The organism is Candidatus Regiella endosymbiont of Tuberolachnus salignus (assembly GCF_964020115.1).
GTDB classification, from domain to species: Bacteria; Pseudomonadota; Gammaproteobacteria; order Enterobacterales; family Enterobacteriaceae; genus Regiella; species Regiella insecticola.
This window is the reverse complement of record NZ_OZ026542.1, coordinates 92256-116794: the sequence shown is the minus strand read 5'-3', so window position 1 is coordinate 116794 and position 24539 is coordinate 92256. Positions and strand designations below refer to the sequence as shown.

17 protein-coding genes, 2 tRNA genes, 3 rRNA genes and 1 pseudogene are annotated in these 24539 nt (G+C 44.9%); 18 read left to right on the top strand and 5 right to left on the bottom strand.

The genetic code is table 11. From position 1 onward, the window contains the following. Positions 1-49 precede the first annotated feature (49 nt). Together rnr and AACL30_RS00595 are read right to left on the bottom strand one after the other, a co-directional pair. Positions 50-2353 (bottom strand): annotated as a pseudogene (gene rnr, locus AACL30_RS00600) (ribonuclease R); the annotation flags it as partial. 293 nt (positions 2354-2646) lie between these two features. Continuing rightward, on the bottom strand, positions 2647-3945 hold the full coding sequence (locus AACL30_RS00595; protein ID WP_339057448.1) for an adenylosuccinate synthase: 1299 nt from the start codon (positions 3943-3945) through the stop codon (positions 2647-2649). Positions 3946-4237: 292 nt separating this feature from the next. On the opposite strand from AACL30_RS00595, the gene AACL30_RS00590 reads away from it, so the two are divergent. Both AACL30_RS00590 and AACL30_RS00585 read left to right on the top strand, forming a co-directional pair. Next, positions 4238-4924, top strand: a complete 687-nt coding sequence (locus AACL30_RS00590) for a DUF1190 family protein (RefSeq protein ID WP_339057447.1) — start codon at positions 4238-4240, stop codon at positions 4922-4924. A gap of 10 nt (positions 4925-4934) precedes the next feature. Beyond that, the gene (locus AACL30_RS00585; protein ID WP_339057446.1) at positions 4935-6098 is read left to right on the top strand and encodes a glutathionylspermidine synthase family protein; all 1164 of its coding nucleotides are present in this window, start codon (positions 4935-4937) and stop codon (positions 6096-6098) included. Here AACL30_RS00585 and ribB read toward each other — a convergent pair. Beyond that, complete coding sequence (ribB, locus tag AACL30_RS00580) at positions 6085-6729, bottom strand: 3,4-dihydroxy-2-butanone-4-phosphate synthase (protein ID WP_339058361.1); 645 nt, start codon at positions 6727-6729, stop codon at positions 6085-6087. The genes AACL30_RS00585 and ribB overlap by 14 nt on opposite strands. 420 nt (positions 6730-7149) lie before the next feature. Here ribB and AACL30_RS00575 point away from each other — a divergent pair, with 420 nt between their 5' ends. Then, a complete protein-coding gene (locus AACL30_RS00575) occupies positions 7150-7500 on the top strand; it encodes an accessory factor UbiK family protein (protein WP_339057445.1) in 351 nt (116 codons plus the stop codon). Positions 7501-7704: 204 nt separating this feature from the next. Here the strand turns inward: AACL30_RS00575 and AACL30_RS00570 are convergent, their stop codons facing one another. After that, positions 7705-8574, bottom strand: a complete 870-nt coding sequence (locus AACL30_RS00570) for a DMT family transporter (protein WP_339057444.1) — start codon at positions 8572-8574, stop codon at positions 7705-7707. Positions 8575-8982: 408 nt separating this feature from the next. Here AACL30_RS00570 and AACL30_RS00565 point away from each other — a divergent pair, with 408 nt between their 5' ends. From AACL30_RS00565 to AACL30_RS00525, 9 genes are all read left to right on the top strand, one after another. Then, on the top strand, positions 8983-10104 hold the full coding sequence (locus tag AACL30_RS00565) for a DUF3410 domain-containing protein (protein ID WP_339057443.1): 1122 nt from the start codon (positions 8983-8985) through the stop codon (positions 10102-10104). A gap of 6 nt (positions 10105-10110) precedes the next feature. Beyond that, the gene (gene truA / locus AACL30_RS00560; protein WP_339057442.1) at positions 10111-10977 is read left to right on the top strand and encodes a tRNA pseudouridine(38-40) synthase TruA; all 867 of its coding nucleotides are present in this window, start codon (positions 10111-10113) and stop codon (positions 10975-10977) included. Between the two features lie 34 nt (positions 10978-11011). Then, on the top strand, positions 11012-11674 hold the full coding sequence (locus AACL30_RS00555) for a DedA family protein (protein WP_176487390.1): 663 nt from the start codon (positions 11012-11014) through the stop codon (positions 11672-11674). Between the two features lie 97 nt (positions 11675-11771). Beyond that, positions 11772-12707 (top strand): acetyl-CoA carboxylase, carboxyltransferase subunit beta, encoded by a 936-nt coding sequence (accD, locus tag AACL30_RS00550; protein ID WP_339057441.1) that lies wholly within the window; start codon positions 11772-11774, stop codon positions 12705-12707. 170 nt (positions 12708-12877) lie between these two features. Next, entirely contained in the window at positions 12878-14149 is a 1272-nt protein-coding gene (folC, locus tag AACL30_RS00545) for a bifunctional tetrahydrofolate synthase/dihydrofolate synthase (protein ID WP_339057440.1), read from the top strand. A gap of 34 nt (positions 14150-14183) precedes the next feature. After that, positions 14184-14693, top strand: coding sequence for an SPOR domain-containing protein (locus AACL30_RS00540; RefSeq protein ID WP_339057439.1), 510 nt, complete (start codon positions 14184-14186; stop codon positions 14691-14693). A gap of 26 nt (positions 14694-14719) precedes the next feature. After that, the gene (gene cvpA / locus AACL30_RS00535; protein WP_339057438.1) at positions 14720-15220 is read left to right on the top strand and encodes a colicin V production protein; all 501 of its coding nucleotides are present in this window, start codon (positions 14720-14722) and stop codon (positions 15218-15220) included. 22 nt (positions 15221-15242) lie between these two features. Continuing rightward, entirely contained in the window at positions 15243-16772 is a 1530-nt protein-coding gene (gene purF / locus AACL30_RS00530; RefSeq protein WP_339057437.1) for an amidophosphoribosyltransferase, read from the top strand. An 82-nt stretch (positions 16773-16854) separates the two neighbouring features. Further along, positions 16855-17430, top strand: coding sequence for a UbiX family flavin prenyltransferase (locus AACL30_RS00525; RefSeq protein ID WP_339057436.1), 576 nt, complete (start codon positions 16855-16857; stop codon positions 17428-17430). Here the strand turns inward: AACL30_RS00525 and AACL30_RS00520 are convergent. Then, entirely contained in the window at positions 17405-17548 is a 144-nt protein-coding gene (locus AACL30_RS00520) for a hypothetical protein (protein WP_218015654.1), read from the bottom strand. The two genes, AACL30_RS00525 and AACL30_RS00520, sit on opposite strands and share 26 nt — an antisense overlap. A gap of 115 nt (positions 17549-17663) precedes the next feature. Here AACL30_RS00520 and hmpA point away from each other — a divergent pair, with 115 nt between their 5' ends. From hmpA to AACL30_RS00490, 6 genes are all read left to right on the top strand, one after another. Continuing rightward, a complete protein-coding gene (hmpA, locus tag AACL30_RS00515; protein ID WP_339057435.1) occupies positions 17664-18854 on the top strand; it encodes an NO-inducible flavohemoprotein in 1191 nt (396 codons plus the stop codon). A gap of 528 nt (positions 18855-19382) precedes the next feature. Continuing rightward, a 16S ribosomal RNA gene (locus AACL30_RS00510) occupies positions 19383-20925 on the top strand. A 101-nt stretch (positions 20926-21026) separates the two neighbouring features. After that, positions 21027-21102, top strand: a tRNA-Glu gene (locus tag AACL30_RS00505). Between the two features lie 110 nt (positions 21103-21212). Then, positions 21213-24123: ribosomal RNA gene (locus AACL30_RS00500) — 23S ribosomal RNA — on the top strand. A gap of 70 nt (positions 24124-24193) precedes the next feature. After that, positions 24194-24309 (top strand): 5S ribosomal RNA (rrf, locus tag AACL30_RS00495). The 16S, 23S and 5S rRNA genes sit together here with 2 tRNA genes alongside, the layout of an rRNA operon. Positions 24310-24321: 12 nt before the next feature. Further along, positions 24322-24397 (top strand) — tRNA-Thr (locus tag AACL30_RS00490). The last annotated feature ends 142 nt before the right edge of the window (positions 24398-24539 follow it).

Sequence of the window (24539 nt, the reverse complement as noted above, 5' to 3'; positions counted from 1 at the left end):
GCCTGTCGGAATTTTTTCTGCTTGCTCATTTTTTCCGTGCCTTATTGGCTTTTTTCTTTGTGACGGTTGTATTACTTATTGCTAAACCATCATCGCGTGACATTCTTGTGTTGTTTTTCTTCGCTTTATCTCGTTTGGTTTTACCTTCTCTTCGTGGCTTACGGAGGCTAGAAACCAAAGAAAAATCAATTTTACGTTCATCGAGGTGTACGGCCTCTACCCGAATTTCTACTGTATCGCCTAAATGGTAGGCCTTCCCTGAGGCTTCGCCGGTAAGGCGTTGACCAATGTTGTCATAACGATAGTAATCATTATCTAAACTGGAAACATGGACTAAACCGTCGATGAAAAGATCGTCCAAACGGACGAAAAAGCCAAATCCAGTCACCGCAGCGATAATACCGGTAAATGTTTGCCCTACTTGATCGAGCATAAAATCACATTTCAGCCAGTCAGCAACATCCCGCGTAGCGTCATCCGCTCGGCGTTCTGCCATTGAGCAATGTTGACCCAACTGTAACATATCGTTGTGATCACTGTGCCAACCACCCCCTGCTGTCCAGCACTCTTTCTGGGCGGTTATTGACTGTGCTAATTGATATTTAATCGCTCGATGCAGAGCGAGATCAGGATAACGTCGGATGGGTGAGGTGAAATGCCCATATGAATTGAGCGCTAAGCCGAAATGCCCTCGATTTTCCGGATCATAAATTGCCTGTTTCATCGAGCGTAATAACATAGTTTGTAGCCTATGATGATCGGGTCGATCCGCGATTTCATCCATCAATACGGCATAATCTTTCGATTGTGGTTTTAAACCACCGCCTAAGGTTATCCCTAACTCATTTAATACGCTACGCAGTGCTTCAATATGATCATCACTTGGTCGGTCGTGCACACGAAATAGCGCCGGCTCTTTATGTTTTTCTACAAAAGATGCTGCGGCAATGTTGGCCAAAATCATACATTCTTCGATCAATTTATGCGCATCATTACGTACTACGTGTTCGATGCGCTCAATGCGTTGCTCGGCGTTAAAGATAAATTTAGCTTCTTCTTTTTCAAAAGCGATGCCCCCTCGTTTTGCTCGGGCTTTATCCAATATTTTATACATTGCATGCAGTTGTTCCAGATGTGGCACCAGTGGCTGATATTGCGCACGCAACGCTGGATCACCCTCAATGATTTTCCAGACTTTGGTATAGGTTAAACGTGCATGAGAGTTCATGACGGCTTCATAAAATTGGTAAGAGCAGAGTTGTTCCTGCACGTCGATGACCATTTCACATACCATACACAAGCGATCGACCTGTGGATTAAGTGAACACAAACCATTAGACAATACTTCTGGTAGCATCGGGATCACTTGTGACGGAAAGTAAACAGAATTGCCGCGACTGCGTGCTTCATCGTCCAATGCGGTTTGTGGGCGTACGTAATAACTGACATCAGCGATAGCAACCCACAGGCGCCAGCCTCCGCTGCATTCTTTTTCACAATAAACCGCATCATCAAAATCACGGGCATCTTCGCCATCAATGGTGAGCAATGGGAGGTGACGTAAATCAACCCGTCCTTTTTTTGCCTCTTCTGGCACGTCTTTTTGCAGCTTCGCTAATTCTTTTTCTACTGCCGATGGCAATATATAAGGGATCTCATAGCGACGTAAGGCAATGTCTATCGCCATGCTAGTGCCCATCTTATCACCTAATACTTCCACTATTTTGCCAACCGCTTTAGTGCGGCGCGTTGGGCGTTGGGTGAGTTCAACAACTACCACAGTGCCCATACGCACACCGCAAATAGCATCATCAGCAGGGATCAGAATATCAAAACTGAGGTGACTATCATCAGGAGCGACAAAACCGGTACCTGCGTCAGTGAAGTAGCGCCCAACAATTTGGCTTGTTTTGGGAACGAGTATCCTGACAATCCGTGCTTCACGACGCCCCTTGCGGTCGCAGACTAAAGGTTGAGCTAACACCAGATCGCCATGGATCGCCGTTTTCATTTGTTCAGCGGAGAGGTAAAGATCATCTTTGCTGCCTTCAATGCGTAAAAAACCATATCCGTCACGGTGACCAATAACAGTACCACGCAACAGATCAAGCCTTTCTGGTAAGGCGTAGCATTGGCGGCGTGTAAACACCAATTGGCCATCACGCTCCATTGCGCGTAGACGTCGCCGAAGTGCCTCAAGGGATTCATCACTGGATAAATTCAGCTCTTTAGCTATTTCTTCACGTCGGGCGGGGGTTTCACGTTTTGTCAGATGCGCTAAAATAAACTCGCGGCTGGGGATAGGTGAGCCGTATTTTTCTCTTTCTCTTTCTAAGAATGGATCCTGTGACATTAAACTGGTCTCTCCATTATCATCAGCATGAAATGTTTTCATTTGACTTTTGCGTATGTGGTGTATGGAATGTAGCGCTGCATTAAATATACGTTGGCAGCGATCACTCATCCTCTGTCATGTACTACCTGTATCCCCTTTGCCTTTGAAGCCGCAGTGTTGTTGGCTGCGGGTGCTGCCCTCATGGTCTATCTACGCTCATCGGCCTTACCCCTGGCCGCTTAGCGGCAACTTCAAAGGCGAAGGGTATAGATCGCGCGCCCCAAACCACGGTTTTGCAATGAAGTCTAATGCTATGTGTTGAATGGATTACGACGGATGATGGTTTCACTCCGCTCCGCTCCGGTAGAGATGATGTCGACTGGTATCCCTGTCAGCTTTTCAATATGTTCAATATAACTCCGCGCATTTTGGGGTAATTTTTCATACTCTGTTACCCTATGAGTTTTTTCTGACCAGCCTGGCAGAGTTTCATAAATGGGTTCTATTGTTTGCCAGATTTCTATTGACGACGGGGTGTTTGCGATTTCTTTACCCTTTTTATTTTTGTAGCCGGTACAGATTTTTATTTCATCCAAACCATCTAACACATCTAATTTAGTCAAACAAAAACCGGAAAGTGAGTTGATTTGAACCGCGCGGCGTACCGCGACTATATCTAACCAGCCGGTACGGCGTTTACGCCCGGTTGTGGCGCCGAGTTCTTTTCCTGTTTCACTTAGATAGCTACCGATTTCATCGTTGAGCTCGGTAGGAAAAGGCCCTGCGCCTACACGTGTTGAATAGGCTTTAACGATACCCAAAATATAATCGATATGAGCAGGTCCGATGCCTGAACCCGCAGCAACCCCACCGGCAGTGGTGTTAGAAGAAGTCACATAGGGATAAGTACCATGGTCAATATCGAGCAACGTACCCTGAGCACCTTCAAACAGAATCGCCTCTCCCTTTTTACGACCTTCATCTAATATTTGCGTTACATCAATCATCATGGCAATTAAACGATCAGCAACGGTGGATACGTCATTCAATACTTTTTGGTAATCAATGGCGTCTGTTTGGTAGTAATGGACTAATTGAAAGTTATGGTAATCGACAATTTCTTTGAGTTTAGTAGCAAAGGTTTCTTTATTTAATAAATCACAAACCCGTAATCCGCGCCGCGCGACTTTATCTTCATAAGCGGGGCCGATACCTCGACCCGTGGTGCCAATTGCCTGCCCTCCCAGTTTCTTTTCCCGCGCGTTATCCAAAGCAGCATGGTAAGGCAGGATCAAAGGACAGGCTGCCGAGATTTTAAGTCTCTCTTCTACAGGGATCCCACGTTTTATAAGCCCATCGATCTCTTTGATTAAAGCGGCGGGATCCAAAACGACACCGTTAGCGATAATACTGGTCACGTTTTCACACAAGATGCCGGAAGGGATCAAATGAAGAACGGTTTTTTCATTATTGACTATTAATGTATGCCCGGCGTTATGACCGCCTTGATAGCGAACGACATATTTAGCCTGTTTTGTCAATAAGTCTACAATCTTGCCTTTGCCTTCATCACCCCATTGAGTGCCTAATACGACGACGTTTTTTCCCATCTGAATAATCACCAGCTTGCTTAAAAAAGAATGTTAACATTCCATCGATACTTGGTCAAAACGGGCTCTAAGAGCCTGTTCGAAATCTCTTGTGCTTGCTGATACTTTAGATTTCGAACAGGCTTTTACATAACCTACTGCGCGGTATGAATTTCTGCGTTACCGGTGCTCGCAATCCTCATGTACTGATTGTACACTGAGGTTACTGTGTTCCGCGGGCGCTTTGACTTCAAACCCCTGGCAAGGCGTCTATTTTTGAGCCACTCTATCAATAACAATAGGATGAATTACGATGAAACGGAGTAAAAATATTAATCGAGAAAAATTTCGTAAATCTTGGCGCTATTATCGTCTTGCTCCTTTAGCTTTGTCCATGAGTGCCGTTTTTATATTAACCGGATGTGAACAAACGGATGAAACGGTGGCGATGTATCAAAATGCTGACGATTGTTCAAAAGCCAATCCATCGAAAGAAAATCAGTGCGCTAAAGCCTATCATGATGCGTTGAAAGAAGCAGAAAGAACAGCGCCTAAGTATGCCAGCCGTGCTGATTGTGTGGCTGAGTTTGGTGAAAATCAATGTATTCAACCTTCGACTAGTACCCCAGCTCCTGCTCAAGCAGGGGGGACAACTGCTACTGCTGCTACTGAAGGAAGTAGCCCGTGGATGCCATTATTGGCGGGTTATATGATGGGGCGTTTGATGGGGGGCGGGGGTTCTCCACAACCCTTGTTTACTTCTCAAGCGCCTAACAGCCCTGCTAACGGTAAATTTGTTGATGCCAGTGGTAAAAGCTATGGTGCCGCCACACCGGGTCGCACTATGACAGTACCTAAAACAGCAATGGCTCCTAAACCTACGGTGACGAATACCATTACGCGCGGTGGATTCGGTGAATCGGTAGCCAAGCAGGCATCAATGCAGCGTAAGAATGAGCGCACTTCATCAAGCTCTCGTGTTCGTAGTATGGGGAGTTAAGGTTTAAAAAATGAAACGTGTAGAGATTAGTGAACGCCCTGATTGGCGTGAAAAAGCCAACGAATACGGTTTCGATTTTCATACGATGTATGATCAACCCTACTGGTGTGAAGACGCTTATTACCAATTTTCTTCGGCTCAAATTGAAGAGCTGGAAGACACTAGCGTTGAGTTGCATGAAAGGTGTTTAGACGTAGTGGAAAAAGTTATTCATAGTGATAAGTTGTTGACTAAATTTAGCATCCCTCAACATTGTTGGTCTTTTTTACGCGCTTCATGGCATCCCCGGCAACCCTGTCTTTATTCTCGTCTTGATTTGGCTTATGACGGTAAAAACCCGGCTAAGTTGTTAGAAAATAATGCAGATACCCCCACTTCGTTATATGAAACCGCATTTTTTCAGTGGATGTGGTTGGAAGATCAGATTAAAGCCGGCCATTTGCCTGTGAATGCCGATCAATACAATAGCTTACAAGATAAATTGATTGAACGTTTTATTGAATTAAAGGAAAAGGAGGGATTTCATTCATTACATTTGACTTGCTGCCAGGATTCGATAGAAGACCGCGCTACGGTAAAATACCTAGAAGATTGTGCGCAGGAAGCGGGTTTATCGACTAAATTTTTGTTTATAAACGAGATTGGTATAAATAAAGAAAAGGGACAATTTATCGATTTAGATAATCAGGTAATCTGTAATTTTTTTAAATTATACCCTTGGGAATTCATGTTTCGTGATGAATTTTCCACCAAGTTAAAAAACGCCGGCGCACGTTGGCTCGAACCGGCTTGGAAAAGCATCATTTCCAATAAAGCACTATTACCCTTGTTATGGGAAATGTTTCCTGGTCACCCTAATTTGTTGCCTGCTTATTTCGCTGACGATGATCACCCATCAATGGATAGCTATGTTATCAAGCCGTTATTTTCACGCGAAGGGGCTAATATTCAGATCATCAAAAACGGCCAACAAGTATTGCAAGTCGATGGTCCTTATGGCAAGGAAGGCATGATTGTGCAGCAATTCCATTCATTACCTAAGTTTGGTGAAAACCACACCTTAATTGGTAGTTGGTTGGTTAATGATAAGCCCTGCGGTATCGGCTTACGTGAAGACCGATCATTAATCACCCAAGATTTATCACGTTTTTATCCACATATTATTTTGGATTAGCTAGCCGATAGCTGACAAGATCTTCAATGGTCAAAACGGGCATATTATGCTGCTTGGCAAATTGAATAACTTCTGGCATGCGCGCCATGCTGCCATCGTCGTTAGTCAATTCACATAACACACCAAAGGGGTTGAAACCGGCTAATTGTGCTAAATCGATAGCCGCCTCTGTGTGCCCACGGCGTTTGATGACACCTTCTGCTTCGGCACGCAATGGGAAGACATGGCCAGGCCGGTGTAGATCAGTCGGTTTAGCATTATCCGCGATGGCAGCTTGGATAGTTTTCAGTCTATCAGCGGCAGAAACGCCAGTTGTGACGCCCTTTGCCGCTTCAATCGTTACGGTAAATGCGGTTTGAAATTGGCTCGAATTCTGACTGACCATCATGGGCAATTCGAGTTGTTTACGGCGTTCATCGGTGATGCAAAGGCACACGATGCCACTGCCATGACGGATAGTCAGTGCCATTTGTTCTTCTGTCATTGTTTCTGCCGCAAAAATTATGTCACCTTCATTTTCACGATTTTCGTCATCCAGCACCATGACGCCACGTCCCTCACGTAAAGCGTCCAATGCTTGTTTTACCCGTTTGGGAGCATCCCCGAATTCAAAAAGTGGTGATTGATTCACAGCAAAAACCTCATTGAATGAGCCATTACAGGTTGTTACAACGGAGTTATACCCTTCGCCTTTGAAGCCGCTGCGTTGTTGGCTGAGGGTGTTTGCCCTCATGGTCTATCTACGCGCTCATCGGTCTCACGCCCTGGCCGCCAGCGGCAACTTGAAGGACTGTGGGTATATCACAGGGTACCACCTTGAAAAGAAGGTGCAGAACTATAGCGTTAATCATTTACCCAAGCAATCTTAGAGTCTGTTAGAAATTTTTTGTATTGCATTAAAATTGCACAGATAGCGCTTTATCTTATAATGAAGTGGGTATTACACTGAAATAGACTTCTTTCATAATGCCACTGCGTGGCGCGAATTCTACATTATGCGAGAAGTCTACTATATTCTCATTACAGGGTAGTTTCGCTTAGAGAGGCATATATGTTTGGTCTAAAAATAGTTGAAATGATCACCAAAAAAGTGCAGGGGTCTTTGCCTGAAACTGCTAATCGATTTAAAGACAATATTGAAAAAAAAGTCGGGAATGCATTGCAGGCTCAGCTGCCACGTCTTAATTTGATTAATCGTGAAGAATTTGACGCTCAAAGCAAAATATTGTCAGATATCAGTGAAAAATTAACCCTTTTGGAGAGAAAATTAGAAGCGTTAGAAGGAAAATCAGGCTCTGGTATACAAGAAGCAAAATTAGGCTCTGGTATACAAGAAGCAAAATTAGGCTCTGATACACCAGAAGCACAATCAGGCTCTGATATAGAAAAAACCATTCCCTGATTTTCCTTTAGAGCTTGCTGAAATCTTTTGTGCTCGTTTGTCAAAAAAGGGCGCAAAATGTTCATTTACGTCCTTGTTTTTATAAAAAAGCAACTGGGCTTTTCGCCCATTTTTTCCTCGTTGTCTCATCAGCTTCTCTCAAGAATATTTCGAATGTGCTCTTACGGTATTTTAGAGCGGCATGGGTGGGATACTCTGTGGTGTTTATTGGCTTGATTTAGACAAATATTGTGCCAAAACGACTCCAGCCAAAGTAAGGCTGCCGCCGATTAGATGATAAGTCATCAATTTTTCATTCAAAAAACTAATGGCAATAATAGCAGTGAACACCGGGGTAAGATTCATCAGCACAGCGGTGATATTGGCTCCGATACGTGTAACACCTAAAATCCACAAATAGGGTGCAATGATTGAGGCAGGGATCCCTGCATATAGCACGAGAGGAATATTTTGTGTGTTTAGTTTTATATCGGTAGTGAGTAAAAAATTAGGTAGCAGCAACAGCACGCCGAAGACAATCTGCATATATAACAATTGCCAGCAAGGAAGTTTTATTGCCCAATGTGCGATTAACACACCGTACAAAGCGTAAGAAGCAGAGGCGCACAGCAGCATAAACTCACCGCTACCAACACCTTGATGCAGTAATTGTGTAGGATCACCTGCACTGACTAGCCAAACTAATCCGACTAAAGACAATATGCTACCTAATACAACCCCCAGAGTGGGTGCGGTTCTTAATATTATAATGCTGATCAATACGGTTAATAGAGGAATGACTGAGCTGAATATACCGATAAATACTGCGCTAACACTCTGTGCTGAATAATAAGCTAGACTTTGGAAGAGCACCATCCCCAATAGACCGAGGGTCATTAATTTCCACCAATATTTTCGGATAGTTGGCCAATTACGAATCACACTCATGAATACGAATGGTGTTAAAATCACTAATGCCAAAAACCAGCGGTAAAAAGAGATAGCCGCTGGATCTATCACGCCTGCCGCCATTTTACTTACCACCACATTGGCCGACCAAATTATGACCGCTAACAGAGGATAGATTATATACATATCTTTTATCTTAAGATCCAAGTCTTTTGTGCTGGCTGACAATTAGCCAAAATGAGCTTTAAAATACGCATTTACCTCGTGTAAACTGCGCCCTTTTACTTATTTTCCTCTTTTAAATGTTGCTAAAGAAGATTTCGAATAGGCTCTTAAACGCACCAAAAGAGGATAGACTTTTTTTTTCATTTTCACCAATAATACTGCTCGCAAAATCATGGTACGGTAAAATATCATTAGACCTCTTTCCAAACCGTAGTTCGTTATGCTAAGTCAAGGCGCCCGGCGCACAGCAACCGGAATGTATATAAAGTACATGAGGATTGCGAGCACCGGGCAACGCAGGATTGGCGTCACGTAGTAGGTTTGGAAAGAGGTCTATTTGCGAATTAACCCTTCGCTGGAGAATAGTAAGTGAAAATTTTAGTTGATGAAAATATGCCGCATGCGAAACAGCTGTTTCAGCGGATAGGTAACGTTGAAATAGTGTCTGGACGCGCTATTCCACGTACCGCGTTATGTGAAGCATCAGCTTTGATGATACGGTCGGTCACGTCAGTGAATGCTGAATTATTGCAAGGCACTGCGATTAAATTTGTTGGTACTGCTACTGCGGGTACTGATCATGTCGATAAGGCATGGCTACGTCAGCAGGGCATCGATTTTTTTTCTGCCTCCGGTTGCAATGCCATCGCAGTGGTCGAATATGTTTTCTCTGCTTTGTTAGCGATGGCTGAACGCGGTAATTTTTCACTGAGTGGTAAAACGGTCGGGATTGTTGGGGTGGGTAATGTAGGATCCCGCCTGAATGCGCGTTTAAAGGCACTCGGAATAAAGACCTTATTATGTGATCCACCTCGAGCGGATCGAGGGGATAAAGAGCAATTTTGGCCATTGGAAAAACTGGTGCGTGAAGCGGATATATTAACGTTACACACGCCATTACATCAAACCGGTGCTTACCAAAGCTTTCATTTAATTAATGACGATGTATTGGCAGCTTTACCGGATGATCGCATTTTAATCAATACGTGTCGTGGTGCGGTGGTGGATAATACTGCCTTGTTGCAAGGATTAAAAAAAGGAAAAAAACTGGGCGTAGTATTGGATGTTTGGGAAAACGAACCCCATATTCCTCAGTCCTTACTGGAGAAAGTGGCTATTGGTACACCCCATATCGCAGGTTACACTTTGGAGGGGAAAACCCGAGGGACAACGCAATTATTTGAAGCATTTAGTCATTCTTGTGGATGCCCACAATCGGTTGAATGCAGCTCTTTATTACCGCCTTCTAAACTTGGGCATTTTCGGCTTGATAGCCCACTCAATGAGAAGCAATTAAAACGATTAATGCGCTTAGTGTATGATGTGCGCCTTGATGCTTGCAATTTGCGCCGTAAAGGTAGCAGTGAGTTTGATGACTTGCGTAAGCGATATGGGATCCGTCGAGAATGGTCATCTTTTTGTATTCAATGTGACAGCATGGCCGACGCCGATCTTTTGCAAAAAATAGGTTTCTCTATTGAGATGATATAAATCAACATGTTTAACAATAATAAAATTGCCCTGGGAATCGAATATAGTGGTAGTAACTATTCTGGCTGGCAGCGCCAGAAAGACGCGAGCAGTGTACAGGGTTGTTTGGAAAACGCTTTATCTAAGGTGGCTGATCATCCCGTCACGGTATTCTGTGCCGGACGCACTGATGCAGGGGTGCATGCGACGGGTCAGGTCGTTCATTTTACCACCCATTCGATGCGCCCCGAACATGCATGGACGATGGGAGTCAATGCGAATTTACCTCAAGATATCGCTGTTCGTTGGGTAAAATCGGTTCCAGAAGAGTTTCACGCTCGTTTCAGTGCCCTGGCTCGATGTTATCGTTATATTATTTTTAATCATTGCTATCGTTCGGCGATCCTTGCCGGTGGTATTAGTCATTATCATCTGCCACTGGATGAACAAAAAATGGCTCGCGCGGCTCAACATTTGCTGGGTGAACATGATTTTACTTCATTCCGAGCGTTACAGTGCCAATCGAAAACGCCGTTGCGCAACGTGCAACAGATTAATATTAGCCGCTATGGCGCTTATATTGTTGTCGAAATAAAGGCTAATGCGTTTTTGCATCATATGGTGCGTAATATTGTCGGGAGCCTGATAGAAATTGGTAGCGGTCGTCAAAATGAAGATTGGTTGAAGCAATTGTTGGCATTAAAAGATCGCAAGCAAGCTGCTGCGACAGCGAAAGCCGAAGGCTTATATTTGGTAGCGGTCGATTATCCTGCCTGTTTTGCGTTGCCTCAGACATCATTAGGTTCTTATTTTTTGCCATTTATACCCTTCGCCTTTGAAGCCGCCGTGTTGTTGGCAGCCGAAGGCAACTTCAAAGATGAAGGGTATAACTAGTTTCTTGGACGAATATTATTTAAGAGAATAACAAATGGATATTATCGTTTTCATCATCGACTTTATTTTGCATATTGACGTCCATCTAGCGGAATTGGTGGCGCAATACGGTGTATGGGTTTATGGCATACTCTTTTTGATTCTATTTTGTGAAACCGGTTTAGTCGTCACTCCGTTTCTACCGGGTGATTCACTTCTTTTTGCCGCAGGTGCTTTGGCAACCCTGCCTTCTAATGACCTGAATGTGCATTTAATGGTGGCTCTGATGCTGATTGCGGCTATTACAGGTGATGCACTTAATTACACGCTGGGACGACGATTTGGCAAAAAATTATTTCAGGATCCAACATCAAAAATATTTCGTCAGGTCTATTTGGATAAAACGCATCTTTTTTATGAAAAATATGGAGCTAAAACCATTATTTTGGCTCGTTTTGCCCCTATTATTCGTACTTTTGCTCCCTTTATCGCAGGAATGGGAAAAATGTCTTATCGTCATTTTACTGCCTATAACGTGATAGGGGCATTAGTATGGGTCATGTCATTTACTTATGCAGGGTATCTTTTTGGTAACTTGCCGATAGTACAAAAAAATCTGAAATTATTTATTGTTATGATTATTATACTGTCTATTTTACCGGCGATACTTGAAATCTATAGACATCGGCGTGCGGTGGCCGATCAAAAAAATCAATAGACTGATGATGAGAGTCAATTAAATTCGGTTAGTTTTTTATCTAGCTTGTTAGGCCAATAGGGTTTAACGCACGATATGATGACAGGAAAGAATAGCGATGAGCTGGATTGAGCGAATTATTAATAAAAGTACCCTAGAAGCCTGTAAAGCGAATATACCTGAAGGGGTATGGACAAAATGCGATAGTTGCGAGCAAATACTCTATCGTATTGAATTACAAAAAAATTTAGAAGTTTGCCCTAAATGTGATCATCATATGCGCATCTCTGCCCGTGAACGTTTGGATTTGTTGCTAGATAAACCTTGTGATGGATCCTGTAAAAAAGAGTGTAGAGAAGAAGCCTGTACAACAAAGTGTAAAAAAGAAAGAATAGAATTGGGTGCTGAGCTAGAGCCAAAGGATCCCCTGAAGTTTAAGGACAATAAAAAATATAAAGATAGACTGACTGCGGCACAAAAAATTACTAAAGAAAAAGATGCGCTAGTGGTGATGAAAGGCACCTTGTTTGATATGCCTATTGTAACAGCCGCGTTTGATTTTTCTTTTATGGGCGGATCCATGGGATCGGTCGTTGGAGCGCGTTTTGTCGCGGCAGTTGAACAAGCATTGACAGATCATTGCCCGTTAGTGTGTTTTTCTACTAGTGGGGGCGCTCGTATGCAAGAAGGATTGATTTCGCTGATGCAAATGGCAAAAACGAGCGCTGCTCTGGCCAAAATGCAAGAACGTGGTCTGCCTTATATCTCAGTATTGACTAACCCAACGATGGGTGGGGTTTCTGCCAGTCTAGCGATGTTAGGTGATATTAATATTGCAGAGCCGAAGGCACTGATTGGTTTCGCTGGACCACGGGTTATCTTACAAACGGTAAGAGAAGTATTGCCGCCGGGTTTTCAAAGTAGTGAATTTTTGATCGAAAAAGGGGCGATTGACATGATTGTACGTCGTTTAGACATGCGCCAGACATTGGCGAGTATCTTATCTAAGCTGATGCATATACCCACAGTCCTTCAAGTTGCAGCGTCGCGATAAGGGCGTGAGACCGATGAGCGTAGATAGACGACGTGATTCGGCAGAACCCCCGCAGCCAACAACGCGGCGGTTTTAAAGGCGAAGGGTATATAATAAAAAGTGAGTAAATGGGTCGTTATGGTAAATAATAAAAAAGGCAACACTTTATCGCCTCTTGAAAAGAGATAGCTATGAATAATTATCAGCCTCCTCAAACCCGGTCTTCTTTGACGTCATGGCTTTCTTATATAGGTTCCATACATCATCAGGCTATTGATCTAAGTTTAGAACGCATCAGAACAGTGGCTGAACGGCTCGACTTGCTTAAACCTGCAGCTAAAATACTGACTGTTGCGGGCACTAACGGCAAGGGTACAACCTGCTGTGTACTGGAGGCGATATTACTTAGCGCGGGTTTACGAGTAGGCGTTTATAGCTCACCCCATCTGCTGCGCTATACCGAGAGAATACGCATTCAGGGCTTGGAATTGCCTGAAACCGCGCACTGTAATTCTTTTGCTGACATTGAAGCTGCGCGAGGCACGGTCTCGTTGACTTATTTCGAATTCAGCACGTTATCAGCACTGCATCTGTTTAAACAGGCCGCACTTGATGTCCTGGTGCTAGAAGTAGGGTTAGGCGGTAGGCTAGATGCGACTAATATTATCGATGCAGATGTTGCTGCGATTACAAGTATTGGTCTTGATCATATAGATAGGTTAGGTGCTGATCGAGAAAGTATTGGTCGTGAAAAAGCAGGAATATTTCGGCGGGGTAAACCGGCAATAGTGGGGGAGCCTGATATGCCTCACTCTGTTGCAACCATTGCGGCAGAGATCGAGGCTAAACTTTATCACTGTAATGATGACTGGCAATTTAGCCGGCAGACTGACGACTGGTGCTGGCAAAGTGGTTCACGCATACTCACTCATTTGCCTTTGCCTAAAGTACCACTGCAAAATGCCGCCACGGCGTTAGCAATATTGCATTACTTAGCATTACCGCTGAATGACTCAGCAATTTATCAAGGTTTGCAGACTGCTTTTTTACCAGGGCGTTTCCAAATACTCACTGAACAGCCGCTGTTAATTTTGGATGTTGCTCATAATTCTCACGCTGCCCGTTATTTAATCGAGCGGTTTGATCAATTGCCAAAACGATCAGGAAAAATACGTGCAGTAGTGGGGATGTTAGCTGATAAAGATATTGCCAGTACGCTGACTTGCTTATCTGAAAGGGTTGACGAATGGTATTGTGTATCATTGACCGAGCCGCGGGGTGCCAGTGCTGAATTATTGGCGCAACATGTGTCAAAACCACGCTTGTTTGCTGATGTTGAAAGTGGTTGGTATCAGGCAATGAAAGATGCCGATTCGCAAGATGTAGTGATTGTTTGTGGTTCTTTCCATACGGTTGCACAGGTGATGACAGCTTACTACTCCTCGTCTAGTGCCGCTAAATAAGATTTCGGATAAACTGTTAGCGAGAGTGAGCCCAGTGGCAAATCAGTTTAAAAACCGTTTGGTTGGCACTATTATTTTGGTTGTATTAGGTGTCACAGTGTTGCCAATGTTATTTGATGGCAAAAAAAAGCACTATGAAGATCAGCTTATCGCTATTCCACTCATATCCACTGTTGATTTTCTGGAAGAAAATGATGTGGTGATGCCAGTCAATCAATTTTTTCCCGCTCAACAGCCAGAGGAAATAGTGGCCGAATTAAATCCCCAATTCCCCCCATTAAAAGAAAACGCACTAACCAAGCCGAGTTATGTGGTACAACTTGGCGCATTGAAAAATGCCGCTAAAGTTAATGAGATTGTCGCCAAATTACGTTTGTCTGGTTACAACGCTTATACTCTACCGGCGATCCCTTTACAGGGGCAGATAACCCGCATTATGGTGGGACCTAATGTGTCGAAGCAGAAATTACAATTAACATTGCCTGAGCTGAATTCCCTTAGTGGTCTTGATGGTCAGGTAAAGGAATATGGTGTTGGACTTTAAACTAACATAATTTTATCGGAGTGATCATGACCTGGATTGATTACATTATTGTTAGCATTATCGGATTCTCAGCGCTAATCAGTTTGAAACGGGGGTTTGTTCGCGAAGCACTGTCACTGGTGATATGGGGATGTGCATTTTATATCGCCAGTCATTTTTATCAATACCTGGCTGTTTATTTAACGGGTTTTGAAAATGAATTGATCCGCCAGGGTATCGCGATCGGTATTTTGTTTATCGCTACTTTGGTGGTTGGCGCTATTGTTAATTCTGTTATTAGCTCATTGGTTATGAGTACTGGATTATCAGGAACGGACAGAGTGCTTGGTGTATTGTTCGGCGTATTGCGCGGTGTTTTTATTGTCTCTGTTGTCTTGTTTTTTCTCGATACATTCACTGGTTTCGCACAAAGTATGGATTGGAAAAATTCACTTCTCATCCCAAAATTTAGTGAAATAATTAGATGGCTCTTTAACTACTTGCAAAGTACTTCGAGTTTTTTGCCCAATCAATTGAAGAGCGATTAACATCAATAAAGGATAGACAAACATGTGTGGTATTGTAGGGATTACTGGTTTTACATCAGTAAACCAGTCGATTTATGATGCCTTGATGGTGCTTCAACACCGAGGCCAAGATGCGGCAGGGATCGTCACCCTTGATGCAAATAATAGATTTCGTCTGCGTAAAGCTAATGGCTTGGTAAAAGATGTCTTTGAAACTCGCCACATGCTGCGTTTACAAGGCACCCGCGGGATTGGCCATGTACGTTATCCAACGGCAGGGAGTGCCAGTGTTTCAGAAGCACAGCCTTTCTACGTCAACTCACCGTTTGGCATTACTTTGGCACACAACGGTAACCTGACGAATGCTAACGAGCTAAAAGACTATTTATTTAAACAAAAACGTCGTCATATCAATACGACATCTGACTCAGAAATTTTGTTGAATATCTTCGCGAGTGAACTGGAAACAGCTGAAAAAAAAGAAGAAGAAGCTATTTTTTCAGCTGTAACGAGAACCCATGAATTAGTGAAAGGTGCTTATGCTTGTGTCGCTATGATCATCGGCCATGGCATGCTCGCCTTTCGTGACCCTAATGGTATTCGGCCATTGGTGATGGGAAAACGAAAACACATTTTAGAAGATGGCAACGTTAAATATGAATATATGGTCGCTTCGGAAAGTGTCGCCCTTGATACATTAGGTTTTGAACTTTGCCGTGATGTAGCACCCGGTGAAGCGGTGTATATCACAGAAAAAGGCGAATTATTTTATCGACAATGCGCAAAAAAACCACAATACCGACCCTGTCTATTTGAATATGTTTATTTTGCCCGCCCGGATTCCTGCATAGATAAAATTTCGGTTTACAGTGCTAGGATATCGATGGGGAAAAAATTAGGGAATAAGATTAAGAATTCTGAAGAGTGGAAGAATTTAGCCATTGGCGTAGTTATTCCGATTCCGGAAACCTCTTGTGATATCGCGCTCGAAATTGCTCACATTCTAGGTAAGCCCTATCGTCAAGGATTCGTCAAAAACCGCTATGTAGGCCGTACTTTCATTATGCCTGGTCAACAGGAACGCAGTAAATCAGTGCGCCGTAAATTGAATGTTAACCGCGCCGAATTTTATGATAAAAATGTATTACTCGTCGATGATTCTATTGTACGTGGCACTACTTCTAAGCAAATTGTGCAAATGGCACGTGAAGCGGGTGCTAAAAATGTTTATTTTGCCTCAGCAGCGCCAGAAATTCGCTTTCCCAATGTATATGGTATTGACATGCCAAGTGCTAATGAGCTCGTCGCGAATAATCGAACACCGGATGATCTTAAAAAATTCATCGGTGCTGATGCGCTAATTTTCCAAGATCTTGAGGATTTGAAGGCCGCAGTGACAGAAGGTAATCCTGATATCACAGAGTTTGAATGTTCTGTATTCGACGGTAATTATGTTACCAAAGATGTTAATAAAGAATACTTGAAATATCTACAATCACTGCGCTCTGATGATGCTCAGGCCTTAAGCCAGCAGCATGAAGCAGAAAACCTTGAAATGTATAACGAAGGCTAGTTGTGTATATCTCATACTGATTTTTTATTAAAAAAGTATAAATTTTGTGGTGCGCTACGCCATGTAAGCAAGGCAATTTATGATGAAGCGACTTATTGTAGGTATATCAGGGGCTAGCGGCACTATTTACGGTGTTCGATTGTTAGAAGTATTAAAAGATGTCGACGAGGTAGAAACTCATTTGATTATGAGCAATGGTGCGGAACAAACGCTAGCTGCAGAGATGAAAGATATAACCGTGAAGGAAGTGCAGGGACTGGCCAATGTAGTACATAAAGTCGGTGATCTTGCTGCCTCAGTTTCCTCGGGTTCGTATAAAACACTAGGGATGGTGATATTACCTTGTTCGATAAAAACCCTATCGGGTATTGTTCATAGTTATACCGATAATTTATTAACTCGAGCGGCTGATGTGGTATTGAAAGAACGCCGCTGCTTACTGTTATGTGTGCGAGAGACCCCGTTACATTTGGGACATTTACGTTTAATGTCACAGGCAGCTGAGCTCGGCGCTGTTGTTATGCCACCCTCCCCCGCCTTCTATCACGTCCCCCAGACAATAAAAGATCTTGTCGATCAAAGTGTTAATCGAATCATTGATCAATTCGATATCCCATTGCCTAAGGATTTGTTTAAACGTTGGCAAGGTAATAATTAATATACCATTCGCCTTTGAAGCCGCCGCGTTGTTGGCTGTGGGTGCTCGCCGAATCACGTAGTATGTCTACGCTCATCGGTCTCACCCCCTGGCCGCCTAGCGGCAACTTCAAAGGCAAACGGTATATGTTCTTCTAAAAAAATATTCATTTACAGCAATGAAAAGTGATTTCAGATATATTAACAATGCACTGATTAGATGACACATTAAAGTACATATTAAGGAATCTCTTTATGCTCGATAGCCAAACTATCGCCGTAGTAAAATCGACTATCCCCTTGCTTGTTGCTACTGGCCCGAAATTAACCACTCATTTTTATGAGCGAATGTTTACTCATAATCCAGAATTTAAAAATATTTTTAATATGAGTAATCAGTTTAATGGTAATCAGAGCGAAGCCTTATTTAATGCAATTTGTGCGTATGCTAATAATATTGAAAATATAAAAACATTGTTACCCGCTGTTGAACGTGTAGCGCAAAAGCATACTAGTCTCAATATCCAACCCGAATATTATCAGGTAGTTGGTGAACATTTAATCGCAACACTTGATGAAATGTTTCATCCTGGGGCAGAAGTTTTAGATGCTTGGGCGAAAGCTTATGGTGTGCTCGCTGAAATATTTATCCAACGTGAAGAGCAAATTTATCAAAAAGGTGAAATGAGTACGGGTGGTTGGCGTTCTTTGCGTCGTTTTCGGATTATTAAAAAAGTGCAAGAAAGCGAAGTCATTTGCAGTTTTGAATTCACGCCACTAGATGGAGAGTGTGTAGCTGATTTTAAACCGGGACAGTATCTTAGTATTTACATTGAAGATGATAGCTTAGCCTTTCAAGAGATCCGCCAGTATTCTCTAACCACGGCCGCTAACGGTAAATCTTACCGTATTGCTGTTAAACGCGAGGTGGGGGGAACTGTCTCAAATTATTTGCACCATAAACTACAAGAAGGTGACATTATTCGTGTTTCACCTCCTCGTGGAGATTTTTTTCTAGATGTAGAGTCAAATACACCAGTGGTTTTAATATCTGCTGGAGTGGGGCAAACACCCATGCTCAGTATGTTAAATACATTATATTTGAGTCAGCATAAGGCATCAGTATATTGGTTACACGCATCAGAAAATGGTCGTGTTCATGCATTTTCTAATGAAGTGGCTACTATTGCTGAAAAAATGCCTAACCTTAATAGTCATATTTGGTACCGTGAACCTACTGAACAAGATGTGCGTGGTATTGATTATCACACACAAGGTTTGATGGATCTTGCAAACCATCAGTCAATGATTTTTGATAACGATATGCATTATTACTTCTGTGGCCCAGTACAATTTATGCAATATTTAAGTCGACAATTGATAACTATGGGTGTAAAAACTGAAAAAATGCACTACGAATGCTTTGGCTCCCATAAAATCATTTGACGGAGTATCGATCTTACTTATTAGTGTTTTTTAACCGTAATTTTTACACTTATAGCCAAATCATTTTAATTTGATTAAAGACGGAGGAGCACAGACAATACAAATAGTACGGCAAGCGACGACAACACAAAATCAAATTAAAATGGTTTGGCTATATCGCCTGAAAAATAGGCGAATAAGGTTCAATTGATGGAATAAAGACCATCTAATTTTTTTTCTTAAATTAAAGGTTGCGGGCGTTAATAAAGGGGCTATAATGCGACCCCACAGAAGAAGGGGAGCTTAGTAAAAGAAGGCCTTGACTCTGTGAGAAGAAAGGGTAGAATGCGCCCTCTCGTTGTAAGGCTAGACGAGAAGCTCTTTAACAATTTATCAGACAATCTGTGTGGGCACTGGCGAGTGCGCTGTTGTGCTGCGCTGTAATATTGGGGCAGTAGAAGCAGTATAAAAACAAACAGCGGATTGGATTTTGTTTTTTTATGGAAACATAATAGAAAGCAGGGTTTATGAAGTTGTTAAAAAAGTAATAAATTGAAGAGTTTGATCATGGCTCAGATTGAACGCTGGCGGCAGGCCTAACACATGCAAGTCGAGCGGCAGCGGGGAGTAGCTTGCTACTCTGCCGGCGAGCGGCGGACGGGTGAGTAAAGTCTGGGGATCTGGCTTATGGAGGGGGATAACCATTGGAAACGGTGGCTAATACCGCATGATGTCGCAAGACCAAAGTGGGGGACTTTAGAGCCTCACGCCATAAGATGAACCCAGATGAGATTAGCTAGTAGGTGCGGTAATGGCGTACCTAGGCGACGATCTCTAGCTGGTCTGAGAGGATGACCAGCCACACTGGAACTGAGAAACGGTCCAGACTCCTACGGGAGGCAGCAGTGGGGAATATTGCACAATGGGCGGAAGCCTGATGCAGCCATGCCGCGTGTGTGAAGAAGGCCTTAGGGTTGTAAAGCACTTTCAGCGGGGAGGAAGGAGGTAAGAGTAATATGCTTATCGATTGACGTTACCCGCAAAAGAAGCACCGGCTAACTCCGTGCCAGCAGCCGCGGTAATACGGAGGGTGCGAGCGTTAATCGGAATAACTGGGCGTAAAGGGCATGTAGGCGGTAAGTTAAGTCAGATGTGAAATCCCCGAGCTTAACTTGGGAACGGCATTTGAGACTGGCTGGCTAGAGTTTTGTAGAGGGGGGTAGAATTCCAGGTGTAGCGGTGAAATGCGTAGAGATCTGGAGGAATACCGGTGGCGAAGGCGGCTCCCTGGACAAGGACTGACGCTGAGGTGCGAAAGCGTGGGTAGCAAACAGGATTAGATACCCTGGTAGTCCACGCTGTAAACGATGTCGATTTGGAGGTTGTGACCTAGTGTTATGGCGTCCGAAGCTAACGCGATAAATCGACCGCCTGGGGAGTACGGCCGCAAGGTTAAAACTCAAATGAATTGACGGGGGCCCGCACAAGCGGTGGAGCATGTGGTTTAATTCGATGCAACGCGAAGAACCTTACCTACTCTTGACATCCACGGAATTTAGCAGAGATGCTTAAGTGCCTTCGGGAGCCGTGAGACAGGTGCTGCATGGCTGTCGTCAGCTCGTGTTGTGAAATGTTGGGTTAAGTCCCGCAACGAGCGCAACCCTTGTCCTTTGTTGCCAGCACGTGATGGTGGGAACTCAAAGGAGACTGCCGGTGATAAACCGGAGGAAGGTGGGGATGACGTCAAGTCATCATGGCCCTTACGAGTAGGGCTACACACGTGCTACAATGGCGCATACAAAGAGCGGCGAGCGTGCGAACGTAAGCGAACCTCATAAAGTGCGTCGTAGTCCGGATTGGAGTCTGCAACTCGACTCCATGAAGTCGGAATCGCTAGTAATCGTGGATCAGAATGCTACGGTGAATACGTTCCCGGGCCTTGTACACACCGCCCGTCACACCATGGGAGTGGGCGGCAAAAGAAGTAGGTAGCTTAACCTTCGGGAGGGCGCTTACCACTTTGTGGTTCATGACTGGGGTGAAGTCGTAACAAGGTAACCGTAGGGGAACCTGCGGTTGGATCACCTCCTTACCAAAGATGGCGGCTACGCTGAGTGCTCACACAGATTGTCTGATGAAAGTAGCTAGTGGTTTTTATGGAGAGAGCGTTCTTCATAGGGACGATGTAGCCATGTCCCCTTCGTCTAGAGGCCTAGGACACCGCCCTTTCACGGCGGTAACAGGGGTTCGAACCCCCTAGGGGACGCCAATTTGCAAAGACAAGGGTCTATGCGTATTGAATATGCTCTTTAACAATCTGGAACAAGCGAGTAATGAACAGCGAGAAGTGTTTATTAGTAAGACACTTTCGGGTTGTGAAGTTAAGTGATAGAAGCGTACAGGGCGGATGCCTAGGCAGTCAGAGGCGAAGAAGGGCGTGCAAATCTGCGAAAAGCGACGGTGAGCTGATAGGAAGCGTTATTAGCCGTTGATACCCGAATGGGGAAACCCAGTGCAAGCAGTTGCACTATCGTTAGATGAATAAACTAGTTTAACGAGGCGAACCGGGAGAAGTGAAACATCTAAGTACCCCGAGGAAAAGAAATCAACCGAGATTTCCTGAGTAGCGGCGAGCGAAAGGGAAGCAGCCCAGAGTGTGCATCATTGTTGTTATCAGAGGAAGGGTCTGGAAAGGCCTGCGAAAGAGGGTGATAGCCCCGTACTCGAAGGTAGCAATAGTGTGAGCTCGAAGAGTAGGACGGGACACGAGAAATCCTGTTTGAAGAAGGGGGGACCATCCTCCAAGGCTAAATACTCCTGACTGACCGATAGTGAACCAGTACCGTGAGGGAAAGGCGAAAAGAACCCCGGGAGGGGAGTGAAATAGACCCTGAAACCCTGTACGTACAAGCAGTGGGAGCCTGAATCATACGCGAGTGTGGTAAGGGTGACTGCGTACCTTTTGTATAATGGGTCAGCGACTTATATTCTGTAGCGAGGTTAACCGAATAGGGGAGCCGTAGGGAAACCGAGTCTTAACTGGGCGAATAGTTGCAGGGTATAGACCCGAAACCCGGTGATCTAGCCATGTGCAGGCTGAAGGTTGGGTAATACTAACTGGAGGGCCGAACCGACTCCTGTTGAAAAAGTAGCGGATGACGTGTGGCTGGGGGTGAAAGGCCAATCAAACCGGGAGATAGCTGGTTCTCCCCGAAAGCTATTTAGGTAGCGCCTCGTGGGTTAATCTTTGGGGGTAGAGCACTGTTTCGGCTAGGGGGCCATCCCGGCTTACCACCCCGATGCAAACTGCGAATACCGAAGAATGTGACCACGGGAGACACACGGCGGGTGCTAACGTCCGTCGTGGAAAGGGAAACAACCCAGACCGCCAGCTAAGGTCCCGAAGTGAGGGTTAAGTGGGAAACGAAGTGGGAAGGCGAAAACAGCCAGGATGTTGGCTTAGAAGCAGCCATCATTGAAAGAAAGCGTAATAGCTCACTGGTCGAGTCGGCCTGCGCGGAAGATGTAACGGGGCTAAACCCTCCACCGAAGCTGCGGCAGTAGCGTTGGAGACGACGTTATTGGGTAGGGGAGCGTTCTGTAAGCCGTAGAAGGTGAGCTGAGAGGCGAGCTGGAGGTATCAGAAGTGCGAATGCTGACATAAGTAACGATAAAGCGGGTGAAAGGCCCGCTCGCCGAAAGACCAAGGGTTCCTGTCCCACGTTAATCGAGGCAGGGTGAGTCGACCCCTAAGGCGAGGCTGAAAAGCGTAGTCGATGGGAAACGGGTTAATATTCCCGTACTGGTTGTGACTGCGAAGGGGGGACGGAGAAGGCTAGGCTATCCGGGTGACGGTAATCCCGGTTTAAGCGTGTAGGTGGAAAGAGTAGGCAAATCCGCTTTTTCATAGACACTGAGGCGTGATGACGAAGCACTTAGGTGCAGAAGTAGTTGATGCCCGGCTTCCAGGAAAAGCCTCTAAGCTTAGGTTACAGTCAATCGTACCCGAAACCGACACAGGTGGTCAGGTAGAGCATACTAAGGCGCTTGAGAGAACTCGGGTGAAGGAACTAGGCAAAATGGTGCCGTAACTTCGGGAGAAGGCACGCTGGCATTAGGTGAGGGGACTTGCTCCCTGTAGCTGAAGTCAGTCGCAGAGACCAGCTGGCTGCAACTGTTTATTAAAAACACAGCACTGTGCAAACACGTAAGTGGAGGTATACGGTGTGACGCCTGCCCGGTGCCGGAAGGTTAATTGATGGGGTTAGTAGAGATACGAAGCTCTTGATCGAAGCCCCGGTAAACGGCGGCCGTAACTATAACGGTCCTAAGGTAGCGAAATTCCTTGTCGGGTAAGTTCCGACCTGCACGAATGGCGTAATGATGGCCAGGCTGTCTCCACCCGAGACTCAGTGAAATTGAAATGGCTGTGAAGATGCAGTGTACCCGCGGCAAGACGGAAAGACCCCGTGAACCTTTACTATAGCTTGACACTGGGAGTTGAAACTGACTGTGTAGGATAGGTGGGAGACGTTGAAGCGATGACGCCAGTTGTTGTGGAGTCGCCGTTGAAATACCACCCTGTGAGTTTTGGTTTTCTAACTCAGCGCCGTAATCCGGTGCGAGGACAGTGTCTGGTGGGTAGTTTGACTGGGGCGGTCTCCTCCTAAAGCGTAACGGAGGAGCACGAAGGTTAGCTAATCACGGTCGGACATCGTGAGGTTAGTGCAAAGGCATAAGCTAGCTTGACTGCGAGAGTGACGGCTCGAGCAGGTACGAAAGTAGGTCTTAGTGATCCGGTGGTTCTGAATGGAAGGGCCATCGCTCAACGGATAAAAGGTACTCCGGGGATAACAGGCTGATACCGCCCAAGAGTTCATATCGACGGCGGTGTTTGGCACCTCGATGTCGGCTCATCACATCCTGGGGCTGAAGTAGGTCCCAAGGGTATGGCTGTTCGCCATTTAAAGTGGTACGCGAGCTGGGTTTAGAACGTCGTGAGACAGTTCGGTCCCTATCTGCCGTGGGCGTAGGAAGATTGAGGGGGGCTGCTCCTAGTACGAGAGGACCGGAGTGGACGCATCACTGGTGTTTGGGTTGTCATGCCAATGGCATTGCCCGGTAGCTACATGCGGAAGAGATAACCGCTGAAAGCATCTAAGCGGGAAACTTGCCCCGAGATGAGTCTTCCCTTGAGGGACGTTTAAGACTAAGACGTTGATAGGCTGGGTGTGTAAGTGTGGTGACACATTGAGCTGACCAGTACTAATGACCCGATAGGCTTAACTTCACAACACCGAAAGTGTTTTGGTTTACGCGCTTGTTAACAGATTAGCTGTGTACGCAGCATACAGAATTTGCCTGGCGGCTATAGCGCGGTGGCACCACCTGAGCCCATTCCGAACTCAGCAGTGAAACACCGTTGCGCCTATGGTAGTGTGGGGTCTCCCCATGTGAGAGTCGGTCACCGCCAGGCTACCAATTTAGTGCTGATATGGCTCAGTCGGTAGAGCACACCCTTGGTAAGGGTGAGGTCCCCAGTTCAAATCTGGGTATCAGCACCAGACAGATTAAAGCTCCTATGGGCGAATAAAGCTTGGTGAAGAATCTCTAGGTAATGGTGTAGTCCTAGGTCAAGTACATCAATCTCAGAAATGAAACTCCCTAGCATCGGTTGTAGATACCGCTGACTATGAAAAAGGATCC